Source organism: Myxococcus qinghaiensis (assembly GCF_024198215.1).
Lineage (GTDB): Bacteria > Myxococcota > Myxococcia > Myxococcales > Myxococcaceae > Myxococcus > Myxococcus qinghaiensis.
Genome location: NZ_JAKCFA010000032.1, coordinates 96,455 through 108,453 on the forward strand (window position 1 = coordinate 96,455; position 11,999 = coordinate 108,453).

Genomic DNA, 11,999 nt, shown 5'->3' on the forward strand with positions numbered 1-11,999 from the left:
GAGCTAACGCGCCTCCGTGACGAGCCCGCGGTCGCCGCTCTGGACGAGCCGCACGTTGAGGAAGGTGAGGGGTTGAGAGGGCGCCACGCGCAGGTCCACGTAGAAACGCCCCTGCTCGACGAGGGAGGGCGTGTTCAGCTCGGCGCCGGCCACGACCTGGAATGCGCCGTCGCGTGTCTTGCCGGCGAAGGCTCCCCGGACGAAGAGGTCTCCCAGCAGCGATTCGAAGTCGCGCTGCACCCGGCGACGGAAGCTGGCGTCATTGGGCTCGAAGACATACGTGGCACCCAGGCGCAGCGCCGCGCGTCGCAGCAGTGACAGCAGCCTGCGGACGTGGATGGGACGCAGGTCCGGGTCCGTGGCCAGGGTGTCGGCGGACAGGGTGAGGAAGGCGCGCGGCTCCTGGCGCACCACGTTGATCTGCGCCTCCTGCAAGTCCAGCCACCACTCGCGGCCCATGGCGGGGCTCAGCGCCACCACGCCAGTCCAAGGCTCGTTGGCCGGAGCCACCCAGGCCCCGCGCTCCAGTGCGCGCCGTGCGAGCACGCCGCACGCGGTGCCATCCGGAGGCATGCGCCGAGGCTCCGCGGGCTTGTTCTCCTCGGAGACGAAGGTCCACGGATGGTAGAGCGCGCCATGCGACAGCGCCGCGTCCTCCGCGAAGCCGAGCGGCGCAACTCCATCCTCCTCCGAGCCCAGGGGCGACTGCAGGGCGCTGGCATGCGCGAGCGCGTCTTCCTCGCGGTAGTGCTCGGGAAGGGACAGCACGGCCAGCAGGTCCCCGCGAGCACGCGCCATGCGCACGAGCGAACGCTGCACCGCGAACAGGGGCCCCACGTCGTAGGACGACGCAGGCAGCACCTGCCACCGAGCGGGCGGCGACACGCTGACGGCCACGCCAGGAGTCCAGGGCCCGATGATGCCGGCACGCTCCGCGCGGACGCGGTGGTAGCGAGTGCCCGGCGTGCGTCCGTACAGCGTGCGCGTGGTGAGCGGCCCTCGATACAGCACGGCCGCGTCGCTGAAGTCCGGGCGCAGCGCCTCCTCCAGCACGTATTCGATTCCCGTGCCCGGCAGCGTCGCCCAGGTCAGGGTGAAGGGCTGTCCGGACGTGGGCTCCGGAGGTGAGGCGACCAGCGGCGCGGGCGCGGGCGGCGGCTCGTAGGCGCAGTCGAGGAACGTGCCCCAGTCCGGCTCGGGCAGCGGCTCATTCGGCGCGGGCGGTGGAACTGGCGGCCTGCCCGTGCGCACCCAGGCGCGATGGATGGCGTCCGGCGCGGCCACCAGCGTCGCATCCAGCCGGTCCATGACGGCGTGGAGGCCCTTGAGCGCGCGAGGGCGGCTGCTCTGGTAGCGCAGGAAGTCCGCCTGCGCCGGAAGGGCCTCGATGCTCAGGGACTTCAGGTCCGCATCCAGGAAGAGGTCCGCGTCGAAGGCCGCGAGCCCGTCTCTCGTCAGCGAGTCCCCCGCGGGCGGCGTGCAGCCCACGTAGAAAGTGGGCGAGTCCGACAGGCCAAGCGGAATGGAGAACGCCTCGCCCTGCGCCCCGGGGCCCGCGAGCGGGAAGCGGCTGCTCGGGATGCCCTGGCGCCAGTCGCTCGGCAGCCGCTCTTCGGGAAGCCGCGAGGGAAGCGTCTCCGCGTCCTCGAACCGGGCCCGCTCGGTGTCCGTGGGCAGCGCGGCCCAGTGGCGCGGATGACTGGGGCAGAAGCCGAGCCGCTCCAACTGCGCGGGCTGCTCCGCGCTCCGCCGCGTCCACAGGCCCAGTGTCAGTCGCTCACACCAGGCCGGCGCGGAGCTCACGGCCCCGGGTGTGGACGTCCGCACTCGCGAGGCGACACCGGAGACCTGCACCGAGCCCGCGCCCACCTGGCCCAGGACGACGGACTCCACCAGGAGCCAGTGCTCACCGAGGGACGCCTCCACCAATCGCAGCACCGAGCCCGGAGGAGGGGCTGCTTCCGGCGTCACGCTCAACGTGAGCGTGAGGACACGAGGCGCCTCGCCCGGCCCCAAGTCCACCAGTGCCGTGGCCCCGAGCGACACGACGTCCCCCTCTCCTCGGGACCACGACACGGTGGGCAAAGTGGTCGGCGCCACGCTCGACTCCAGCCACCGGGCCTTCGTCGTGCGCAAGCGCACCGTCACACGTCGGGGCGCGGGTCCGGAGAAGGACGCGGTCGCCTCCTGGCCCACGGCCTCCACCGACTCCACGGGCACCAGCAGCGCGCACGCGGTGCCATCGAACCCGACGCGCAGCAAATCGCCCACCGCCACGCCTCCCGAGGCCGTCACCACGAGCGTCGCCTCGCCACTCCCGGTGGCGCTCCAGTCCACCAGGTCCACCAGCTCGCGATGGATGGACGCCGCCACGCGCACCGGGTCCGACCAGCTTCCCTCCGAGCGGGCCCGTGCGAGCGCCGCGCTCACCACGCCACCTTCCGAGCAGCGCAGCAGGCCCGGGACGGGGAAGGTGTTGGACTTCGCGTCGGGCCCCGCCACGCGGACGACCCAGCAGCGCCGTCCTCCGTTGCGGAAGAACGCGCGCACCGCCGAGGCCAGGTGCCCCTGCACGGGCTCTCCGCGCTCGGCGTCCCATGCGAGCAGCGGGGCCTCGCCGAACACCGCCTCGAAGTCCGCCACGTCCTCCACCGCCACCGGCACGTGCAGGGGGCCGGAGGAGGCGAAGCCGACGAATGCGCCCACGTCCATCCGAGGCAGCGCGTCCACGACGGACGGTGCCTGGATTTCGAAGCGCAAGCCGGGGAGGCGTCTGGCGGCGGGGCGGCTCACGTCACTCCATCTCCAGGCGCTCGTACGCGATGGTGAGCTCCTCGATGGCCACGTCCGTTCCCTTCGCGTTGAAGGGGCCGCTGACGTGCTTGATGATGCGCGCGCGCAAGAGCTTCCACGTCTGCACCACCGCGGTGTGGTCCTCGTTCTGGAGCTGGATGGTGACGGTGCGCAGCGCGTTGGACTCGCCGTTGCGCAGCTGGTCCAGCCACTTGTAGAGGCTGAGCGAGCCAATCACCCCGCGCTTCATGGTGACGTCCGTCGCCTTGTTCAGGCCCGTGATTTTCCGGACGCTGTTCTCCTTCTCGTTGCCGTTGCGGTACTCCGCGACGGTGACCTCCATGCCCACGTTGGAGATCTCCTGGAAGCCCGCGTCGGGGCCCTCGGTGCCGTTGCCGGCGCCCAGGTCGACCAGGAAGTTGAACTGCACATAGGGGCGATCACGAAAGACAGCCATGGGTGGTCTCCAGAGGGATTACTTCCGGTCGCCGGTCCACTGACCGATGCGGAAGATGACGAACTCGGCCGGACGCAGCGGCGCCACGCCGATGAGGCAGACCAGCCGACCGTTATCCAGGTCGTTCTGGCTCATGGTGCTGCGGTCGCACTTCACGAAGTACGCCTTCTCCGGCTTCTCTCCGAGCAGCGCGCCCTGCTGCCACTCATTGAGCATGAAGTCTTCGATGGTGCGCCGCACATTGGCCCAGAGCTGCTCGCCGTTCGGCTCGAACACCGCCCACTGCGTCCCCTTGTCGATGGAGCGCTCCAGGTAGGCGAAGTACCGCCGCAGGTTGACGTACTTCCACTCCGGGTCCGACGACGTCGTGCGCGCGCCCCACAGCCGGTTGCCGCGGCCCTCGAAGTAGCGGAACGCGTTGATGCCCTCCGGGTTGAGCACCTCCTGCTGCGCCTTGCTCAGGTTCGTCTCGAAGCCGAGCGCCAGGTTGACGACTTCGTTGGCGGGGGCCTTGTAGACGGCGCGGTTGACGTCGTTGCGCGCGTAGATGCCCGCCACGAAGCCGCTGGGCGGCAGGAAGATGGGCTGGCGCGTGACGGGGTCCAGCACCTTCACCCATGGGTAATAGAGCGCCGCGTAGCTGGTATCGATTTTCGCGCGCAGCGCCCGCACCTGCCCGAGCGTCTGGCCATTGCCGCTGTCCAACACGGCGATGCGGTACTTCATCCGCTGCGCATGGGAGATGAGCAGGTTGATGATGGTGGCGGAGTTGGCGCCGTAGCCGTTCTCGTGGCCGAACGTCGAGCCCGGCGCGGCGACGATGGAGATGTCCTCCAGGTCCTCGAAGTGGAACAGGCCCGTCTTGCGCGTCGTGTTGGGGACCTGCTGGCCCTTGTAGTCGTCGGCGGTGGGGCGCATGCCGTCGCTGCCGCCCTTGAGCAGCACCTCCAGCGAGCGCTGTGACTCGGGCGAGTCCGGGTCCTCCAGCGCCGAGTCCAGCGGCGGGCTCATGATGGGGCTGGCGAGGCTGGCATCCAGGAAGGCGCTCAGCACCTCCACGCCGTCATCCAGGTCCTGCGTGGAGATGATGATGGGGACGTCGCGGTTCTTCGATGGCTCGTCCGCGTCGTAGCCGAAGCGCGCGGACAGCGAGTCCGCCGCGCCGCTGCGCGTGTGCGCCGGGTCCAGGGCCAGGCCGTCCCACGTCTGCGCGGAGGCCGGGTCATCCATGGGGATGGCCGTCACGGCGACGGTGACGACGCGAATCTCGAAGCCCGCGTTTTCCTGCAAGGACGCGAGGAAGAGGGGGCTTCCGGCGCCGCCGGTGAACTTCCAGTCCTGCGCGTCCTCGTCCCACGTGGCCAGGTAGAACTCGCCGGTGCCCACAGGGCTGGAGATGGGGGACTTGATGTCGCGGATGAGCACCACGTCGCGCGCCAGGAGGGCGCCCACGCGCGGCGTGCCTTCCTCGAAGGAGAGGACGTTCTGGCCCACGCGCAGGGAGAAGCGCACGCGCAGGTTGCCGGCAGAGCCCGGGAAGCGCGCCGTCAGTGACAGCGTCTCCGTCTTGGGGTTCGCGCTCGAGTCCAGGAGCGCGCGGGCGTGGCCGTCGTTGTACTCGGTGGAGACGGCGGTGCCCGCGCCCAGGTCGATGGTGGTGTCGAGGCCCGTGTAGAGCGCGTCGTCGGGACGGCGGAAGGCGCGGCTGATGTAGAGCCGTTTGCCACCTTCCTCGAAGAAGGCGCGCGCCCCGTGCCAGGTGTAGTTGTGCAGCGTGACGTCGTCGGTGAAGGTGAGCTGTCGGCGGTTGCCGTAGATGCGCTCGAACTCCACCACGCTGGTGATGAGCTCGGGCTCCAGCTCCACGGGCCCGTAGCGGGTGGGACCGATGAAGCCGGTGGTGGTGGTGCTCACGCCCTCGATGGACTTCGAGCGGAAGCTGGTCTCTTCGACGAATACACCGGGAGCGAGATATTCAGGCATCGGTCATTTCCTAGGGAGGTGAACCCGTGGGGGTGATCCACAGCCGGGAGGCAGGCGCATCCTGGGTGCGCAGGACGAGCTCCTGGCCGTAGCGCAGCGTTGGCTCGAGCAGCGCCTGGGGGCTGCCCGTGTCCGCCCACACCCCCGCCGGGGGTTGGGACAGCGTGGTGCACACGTCCGGCAGCGCCGTCCCAGGTGCGCGGTAGTCATGATGGACGCGGAGCTGAAGCGGCCAGGTCTGCTCCAACAGCGGAGGCCCCGGAGGCAGGCTGGACGCGTCCACGGGCGAGCCGGGAGCGAAGTCCACGGGGGCCGGGTACGGGAAGAACAGCGCCAGCCGTCCGCGCTCATCCGTCATGCCGCGCGCGGTGACGCCACCATCGGAGGTGAGCTCCACCAGTGCCCAGGAAGCGGGAGCCTTCGCCTTGGTGTCCCACAGCTCCGCGCGCACCACGGCCATGGGCACGGCGCTCTGTCGCGTGGGCGCGGAGAAGAGCGGCACGGAGGGCGCTGGCGGCGACAGGGGCGAAGGCGGGGAGGCGACGCAGTCGAGCGAGAAGAGTCCTCGATGCGGAAGCTCCGCGCGGAAGGAGCACGAGAGGAAGCGGTCCAGGCTGTCGTGCACTTCGATGGTGTACGGGCGGCGCGAGGGGAGGGCGGCCCACCACGCGTCGTCTCCGGCGTGCTCGCCGCCGAACTCCAGGTCTCGCAGTCCGGGCAGGTTCATCAGCAGATGGATGCCCGAGCGGTTGACCACGGACTCGCGGCGCAACGAGGGCTGTCCCACGGGGAACGCGCTGACGCGCAGTCCTTCGCTCACCCATGCCCCGGTGGCTTCGTCGCGGAAGCGGATGCCGAGCGGGGCCACGCGCGACACGTGCTCGAGGACGTGGATGGCGGGCCTCATCGCTCTGTCACCTTTCCGGGCGACAGCACGCGCGTCTGGACGGGGCCGGCTTCCTCATCGGCGATGGCGGACTCGATGCCGACCATGCGCGCGACGTAAGAGGCGGAGACCTGGATGTTCGGCTTGCCGGGCTCCCAGACGTTGAGCATGTCCTGGATGCTCAGCGGCTCGTAGACGACGGTGACTGTTTCATCCGGGAGGAAGGTGTCTGTCTCGGGTGTGCCGTAGTGATTGAGGAAGCTGGCGGTGAGGGTGGGCGTGTCCTCGAGCTGGCGCATGGCCCAGCCGAGGAGCCGGTGTTGCTTGGCGGCGGACTTCGCCCAGGGGGTGAGCAGGTAGTAGAGGTCGACGGGGAGGGGCCGGCGGGTGCGGCGTCCCTGCGAGTCGAGTCGACCGGGAAGGTTGCGGCGCGTGGTGCTGGGGGTGACGCGGAAGAGGAAGAGGGAGATGCCCTCGTCCATGGGGGCCTTGAAGTCGGAGGCCTGGTAGAGGCGGAACTTCGCGCCCTCGAACTCAGGCTTCGGGCAGGACTGCTCCAGCAAGGCCAGGAGGGCTTGTCCTACCGCTGGTATCGCCGCGTACGTCGCCACCGACCTGTGCCCCCAGCGCTGACATCAGCCCTCCACCCACACCCCCATGGTGCGGCGGGAAGGTCAGGGGCTGGACAGCAACGGGCGTGCCCACGCGGTGAAGTGCGCGCGCTTGAGTGATCCCAGCCACTTGAGTGGCGGGGTGAGCACACGCGCCGGGCCAGGGCGGATGAATTGCTCCACGGGGTTGAGCGGAACCTCGCGGAATCGTTGCGAAGTCAGGGGTGGATAAAATGGTCCACCCGATTGGGTCGTCGAAGTCCGACCTCGTGTTCGCCGCGCCGAGCGACACAGGTCGTCACGCCGGATGCCCCACGTTCCTGGGATGGACGAGCCCGCATCGCCGCCGCCATCGTTTGAACCCGCCACAAGCAGGGCTGGATTCACGACACGGGAGGCTCGAATGAAAGCGATTGGAGCGAGGGTGTTGCTGGTGTTGGGAGTGGCCGCGCCTTGGGATGCTCAAGGCATGGTTTCGGCCGAAGCCGGAGTGGCCTGTCCCTGCGGGAGCTTCTTCAGCAGGTCGATGTTCTGGGAGGCGACGGACATCAGCACCCCAGCGATGTGCTTTCCGACATAGCGCCGGGGAAGACCGCGCATCCACTCTGGCTGGTCTGGCATGGCGCCGCCGGAGGGTGGGCGATCCTCGATGGTCACGCCGTGCTGCCACAGCATCGTCAACATCGAGGTGGAGCAGGGCGTGGCCAGCTCCCTCTGAATTTCCGCATAGGCCTCACGGTACACCGGCTCCGCGAGAGGCTGAAGGTACCTCGCCGAGTTGCTGGCCTCGACCAGGCCGTGGCAGCGAGAGATGCCCGACCCACAGCTTCGCGCCTTCCGGGCCACGGCGACGGGGGTGTTGATGTTGGAGAACGCCATGCTCGCCCAGAACACGGCCTTCATGCGGTCGCCTTGCTCCTGGCTCATCGGTCGCCACTGGGCGGGAGGCTCCTTCATCAGCGCATGGGCCTTGCGCTCCGTCCCGAGAATCGCGTTGGCGATCATCGCGCCGAGCAGGGTGTCCGTCCGATACGACAGCCACGCGAGGTGCCGCACGTCCCTGCCCGCCTCCAGCGTCTGCCCGCTCTTCATGCCTTGGAGCATCCGGAACTTGGACCACTCCAGGAGGGCGATGAAGTTCGGCACCGAAGCCGTCATCATGTTGAACGGCTCCTCATGTTTGAACGGAAGGTTCCGCACGAGGTCCCACCGGCCGAAGCCCTGAAGCTCACGCATCCAGGCGAAGTCGAGCGAGGACACGTCAGGGTTCAACGCGAACCATTCCTCCAGCGTTTTCTTCTCCTTCAGATGTGCGGGAAGCTGAAGCGGTGAGTCCGCGGGCATCGGCGGGCCCGGCCGCTCCCACTCCATCCAGCGGTTGAGCAGCGGCCCCGCGTCGTCCTCGGTGCGCGGCTCGTGGAACCAGGGGTCGGCGGCGAGCTTCGTCTGCTCCTGGCAGAAGAGGTCCAGGTGCGCCGTGACGTCCTGTCGCATCGCATCGAGTGTGGGCTCGTACTTCGAGCGCATGAACATATCGAGCCCGACGATGGCGACGACGACGAGGAGGACGATGCCACTGATGAGCCACACCAGGACACGCGCAACGCTTCCTCGGGCCTTACGCAGGTTGAGACGCATGTCGGGACTCTAGCAAACCCGAGCACACTCCCTTCCAGTTGGAGCAGACAATTGGATGAGAGGTCTCGACAAGCGCAGCCTGGGTGGATCACCACCCTGTCGCGTCACGAGCGCGCGACAGTGTGCGAGCGCAGGGCCGCAGGGCGTCGGAGCCGCACGGCTGCAACCTGCCCGGAGTCCGAGATGGAGCAACTCATGGCATCGTCACCTGGCGCTCTCATCCGGAGGAACCCGCCGACGGCGAGGCAGACGGAGGCAGGTCCACTCGCGGCGCCAATCTCTCCCAGTGACTCGCAAGGGAGCACGACGCGCAGCCGTCCCAGGTCGAGGTACTCCGCGAGCAGGACCTGCGCATACCCCCAGACCTGCGCCTTCCAATCTTCCCCATTGAGGTCGAGCAGCAGCTCACCTTCAAAGGACTGCTCGTCCTGGGGCCCGGGCAGGGCATTCTTCACCATCTCCGCCAGCGCGCGTCCCATTGTCGTCGGCGGTGGGCGCTTCCCGTCAGCGCGAACCCCCAGCCCCGTGGCTTCAACGAGACCTCCAATCATCGCGCCCCGGGTCCGTGCGCTGACCTCGGATTCCAGCAACACACAGGCACCGGCTTCACCTGGAACCGTTCCTGTCTGGCGGGTGGGCGTCTTCAGCCGCCTGCGCTGTGCGAGCCAGTCCAGGGAAAGAGGGTCGACGTAGGAATCAGCGCCGAGGACGATGATTCGGTTGAGCCTTCGCGCGGACAGCTCCCGTTCAGCGAGCTTGATGGCCTCCGCCATTCCGCAGTGCCCGCTGGCGAGCGCCCAGACCTGATGAGGGAGAACGGGAAGCTCCAGCAGCCTCACGAGAGGCCGCGCGTAGTGTTCCAGCAATGCGGCAGGCGCCCGGTCGAGTGAAAAGAGGAACCGCTCTTCATCGATGAGGGGCGCCAGGGTGATGATTCCCGTGCCGCGCCAGAACTCGTGTGCGGAGGCTGGTGGAAGAGCGGTGGCCTGAACCAGGTCGTCGAAGCTTCCCGCGGCCAGTCGTACCCATGCACCTGCTTGGAAGAATCCCTCGGCGAAACCCCTGACCGGAAATCCCGTGACCCGGGTAGCTCCTCCCTCCCCGTCGTCAACAACAAGGCCATCCAGGGGCGATGGGCGGGTGATGCCGGCTCGGATGGCCGCATGGCTGCCGACCACTCCGTAGCCGAGGGCACTCACCATTCCCAAGCCAGTCACGCAGACCTTCATCGGAAGTGCTCCTCAGGTGAGCTCGTAATAGGAGCGAACCTGCCGCCAGGCCTCGGGAGCCACTGGCGGGGCCCTGCTCACGTGCCGAGCGATGGAGGGGGCCAGGACATGGTGGTCCTCGACCGACAACCCCGCTGCCTGGGCGAAGCGCAGCAAGGCGAGCAGCTCGACCCAGATCCTGGCCGTGGTGGACACCTCATCGGGTGACAGCCGCTCTCCTTCGATCTTCTTGCGGAGGTCTCTCTCCCGGTCCTCTACAACCTTCGACAGCGCCTGATCGAACGGACCCTGCTCGGTCTTGAGGAGTGCGCGACAAAGGTCGAGCCTGAGGTCCTCCGCCCCTTGCAGGACAGCTGCGTATCGGGTCAGCACTTCTTCGAGCGATTCCCGAGGCGCGTCCAGGGAGAAGCGCCGCATCAGGAACGACATGTAGAGGAAGTCGTCTTCATACTCCTCGCCTGGGTGCCAGGTTTGTCGTGAGTGTCGAGCGATGTTCCTTGCGGTCGTGACGTCATCACACGCGATGGCATCGAAGTAGGGCTCCGACTTGCTGGTCACCTTCGCCCTGTCATCCGCTCCCTCCAGGAAGTAGAGGAACGCGTGGGCGCTCTTCGCGAGGTTCTCGAAGAAGGCCTCGGGGAGGCCGCTCGAGAGCAACCGGGCGACGCCGATTCTTCGGAAGAGGGTGCAGAACCCCCGCACCTGGTCCTGGCTGACACTCCTGGAGGCGACGGCGGGGAGCATCTCCTGCAAGGAGATGCCGCAAGACTTTTCGATCAGGAACAGCGGTGTGCCGTACATGCCAGTGGCTCCACGGGTCCTACGAAGTTTGCTCCAGTCGGGTGAGGTAGACGTTGCTCGGGTCCAGTTGCCGCAGCTCGTCCACGAGCTGGTGGCTGAGCACGTAGGCGTGGGGCTCCTGCTCGACACGGAAGATGTCGGGCGCCGAGCGCAGCTTCTCCGGGGAGAGGACGAGCTTCTCCACCACGACGACTTCATCGCCCTCGTAGATGATTTCGCTTTGCTTCAGGTCGAGGCAGTCGAAGGTGCCCAGCGGGTTGATGATGAAGTGGTCCGTGCTGGCAACGCGCTTCTTGTGGTCGTAGAGCGTGAAGGGCAGGCACTCCATGGGGACACCCGTGCGCTCGATGACTTCCTTCATGCGGCGGTCCGCGACCAGCAGGCTGGTGACGGTGGCGATCAACGAAGGCACCTTGATGCCGGGGGCGTCATCGGTCATGAACCACTTCGCATCGGAGGGGTACTTGTCCCCCATGGCGACACCCATGGACATGCGGTACCTGAGCATGTTTGTACCCATGGGTTCCTTGTAGAGGACGCACCACGCGGGGTCGACTGCTGGGCTGGTATTGAGCTGGAAGTAGTCCATGATCCTCCGCCCCAGGATTTTTTGAGACACCTCTCTGGGGGAATAACCTCCCCCTTGTGAGGTGGATGTGAAGAAGCAGCAGAAGCAGGACAGGACGGCGGAGCGCGGTCGATTCTCGGCGAAGCGGAAGAAGGAGGCCGTACTCCGACTGCTCAAGGGCGAAGAACTCGACGCGCTGTCTCGGGAGCTGGGTGTCACCGCGGCGGTGCTGAGCGAGTGGCGGGAGAAGTTCTTTGCCGGGGCCGAAGCCAACCTCAAGAGCCGTGAGCCGGAGCCCGCGGACGACGAGGTGCTGCGGCTCAAGGCCATGGTGGGCGAGTTGATGATGAAGAACGAGTTGCTCGCCGAGAAGGCGCGGCTGCTGGAGGGCAACGCCCCCGGTTTTCCCTGGAGGAAGTCGAGAGGATGAGCGCCCAACTCTCGCCTTCCAGCGGCAAGCAGTACGGACTGGCGCTCGTGACGACTACCTGGCGCGTGCCTCGCGCCACGGTGTACCGGCATCGCGCCCGTCGGCGGACATCGCTCCCTCCGGCGGCCCGGCGCGGCCCCAAGACGGCGCTGACGGACGAGGCGCTGCTGGAGGCCATCCGTGGAGTGCTGACGGGCTCGCCTTTCCTGGGCGAAGGGCACCGCAAGGTATGGGCTCGGCTGCGCGCGCTGGGCGTGCGCACCTCGAAGGCCCGCTGCTTGCGGCTGATGCGCCAGGCGGGGCTGCTGGCGCCGGGCCGTGCCCGCCGGGTGCTGGGGCCGCGCCACCACGATGGCACAATCATTACCGACAAGCCTGACGTCATGTGGGGCACCGACGCCACCTGCACCGTCACAACGCAGGAGGGCCAGGCCACCGTCTTCATCGCCATCGACCACGGCACCGCCGAGTGCGTCGGCATCCACGCGGCCAAGGTGGGCACCCGTTTCGAGGCCCTCGAGCCCATCCGCCAGGGCGTCAAGTCTCGCTTCGGTGCGTACGGCCAGGGCGTGGCAACGGGGCTGTCCATCCGCCACGACAACG

At 67.9% G+C, this 11,999-nt stretch carries 11 protein-coding genes; 2 read left to right on the forward strand and 9 right to left on the reverse strand.

What is annotated here, in order from left to right:
* Positions 1-3 precede the first annotated feature (3 nt).
* The 9 genes from LZ199_RS40750 to LZ199_RS40790 all read right to left on the reverse strand — a co-directional run bounded on the left by LZ199_RS40750 (position 4) and on the right by LZ199_RS40790 (position 10,906).
* The gene (locus LZ199_RS40750) at positions 4-2,793 is read right to left on the reverse strand and encodes a hypothetical protein (RefSeq protein ID WP_253999205.1); all 2,790 of its coding nucleotides are present in this window, start codon (positions 2,791-2,793) and stop codon (positions 4-6) included.
* A gap of 1 nt (position 2,794) precedes the next feature.
* Positions 2,795-3,250, reverse strand: a complete 456-nt coding sequence (locus tag LZ199_RS40755; RefSeq protein ID WP_141643598.1) for a phage tail protein — start codon at positions 3,248-3,250, stop codon at positions 2,795-2,797.
* 18 nt (positions 3,251-3,268) lie between these two features.
* Entirely contained in the window at positions 3,269-5,233 is a 1,965-nt protein-coding gene (locus LZ199_RS40760; RefSeq protein WP_253999206.1) for a phage tail sheath family protein, read from the reverse strand.
* Positions 5,234-5,243: 10 nt separating this feature from the next.
* Positions 5,244-6,140 carry a hypothetical protein gene (locus tag LZ199_RS40765; protein ID WP_253999207.1) on the reverse strand — a complete coding sequence of 299 codons (897 nt, stop codon included), beginning with the start codon at positions 6,138-6,140 and terminating at the stop codon, positions 5,244-5,246.
* The gene (locus LZ199_RS40770) at positions 6,137-6,730 is read right to left on the reverse strand and encodes a DUF4255 domain-containing protein (protein ID WP_163865007.1); all 594 of its coding nucleotides are present in this window, start codon (positions 6,728-6,730) and stop codon (positions 6,137-6,139) included. Before LZ199_RS40770 ends, LZ199_RS40765 begins: the two co-directional genes overlap by 4 nt.
* A 462-nt stretch (positions 6,731-7,192) precedes the next feature.
* Positions 7,193-8,368, reverse strand: a complete 1,176-nt coding sequence (locus tag LZ199_RS40775; protein ID WP_253999209.1) for a hypothetical protein — start codon at positions 8,366-8,368, stop codon at positions 7,193-7,195.
* Between the two features lie 104 nt (positions 8,369-8,472).
* The gene (locus tag LZ199_RS40780; RefSeq protein ID WP_253999210.1) at positions 8,473-9,207 is read right to left on the reverse strand and encodes a hypothetical protein; all 735 of its coding nucleotides are present in this window, start codon (positions 9,205-9,207) and stop codon (positions 8,473-8,475) included.
* A gap of 402 nt (positions 9,208-9,609) precedes the next feature.
* Positions 9,610-10,398 (reverse strand): immunity 49 family protein, encoded by a 789-nt coding sequence (locus tag LZ199_RS40785; protein WP_253999211.1) that lies wholly within the window; start codon positions 10,396-10,398, stop codon positions 9,610-9,612.
* 19 nt (positions 10,399-10,417) lie between these two features.
* Positions 10,418-10,906: an imm11 family protein gene (locus LZ199_RS40790; RefSeq protein ID WP_253999212.1), complete on the reverse strand. Its 489-nt coding sequence runs from the start codon at positions 10,904-10,906 to the stop codon at positions 10,418-10,420.
* A 148-nt stretch (positions 10,907-11,054) separates the two neighbouring features.
* Between LZ199_RS40790 and LZ199_RS40795 the strand changes: the two genes are divergently transcribed.
* Positions 11,055-11,396 carry a transposase gene (locus LZ199_RS40795; protein WP_253999213.1) on the forward strand — a complete coding sequence of 114 codons (342 nt, stop codon included), beginning with the start codon at positions 11,055-11,057 and terminating at the stop codon, positions 11,394-11,396.
* Positions 11,393-11,999: IS3 family transposase (locus LZ199_RS40800; protein WP_253999214.1), on the forward strand; the 607-nt coding region annotated here is incomplete at its 3' end. The genes LZ199_RS40795 and LZ199_RS40800, both read left to right, overlap by 4 nt.